The organism is Bacillus sp. I-2, from assembly GCF_001974945.1.
Classification (GTDB): domain Bacteria; phylum Bacillota; class Bacilli; order Bacillales; family Bacillaceae; genus Bacillus; species Bacillus safensis.
Genome location: NZ_LZRW01000023.1, coordinates 1 through 482 on the forward strand (window position 1 = coordinate 1; position 482 = coordinate 482).

A 482-nucleotide genomic window follows, 5' to 3' on the forward strand; every position below is an offset into this window, starting at 1 on the left:
GGCGAAGAAACCGCGCTGGCCGCGCAGGGCCACTTCGCTCATGTAGGTGGCCGTGGTGCCGTACTCCCCCCCCACCGACAAGCCCTGGAACAACCGTGCCGCCAGCAGCAGCGCCGGGGCCCAGGCGCCGATGCTGGCGTAGGTTGGCAGGCAGGCGATGACCAGGGAGCCGGCGCACATCATCAGCACCGAGATCATCATCGAATTCTTGCGGCCATGCCGGTCGGCCACCCGGCCGAAAAGCCAGCCTCCGATCGGGCGCATCAGGAAGCCTGCCGCGAATACCCCGGCAGTGTTGAGCAACTGCACGGTGGGGTCGTCCGAGGGGAGGAACGCCGGCGCGAAGTAGATGGCGCAAAAGGCATAGACATAGAAGTCGAACCACTCCACGAGATTGCCCGAGGAAGCACCGACGATCGCGAAGATGCGCTTGCTGCGCTCCTCGCCGGTGTAATAGGTGGAAGTCATGGCGTGGTTAATTC

The 482-nt window shown here is 64.5% G+C and carries 1 protein-coding gene; it reads right to left on the bottom strand.

The window, feature by feature from the left end:
• Positions 1-468: MFS transporter (locus BAE31_RS08965; RefSeq protein WP_139336379.1), on the bottom strand; the 468-nt coding region annotated here is incomplete at its 3' end.
• Positions 469-482 lie beyond the last annotated feature (14 nt).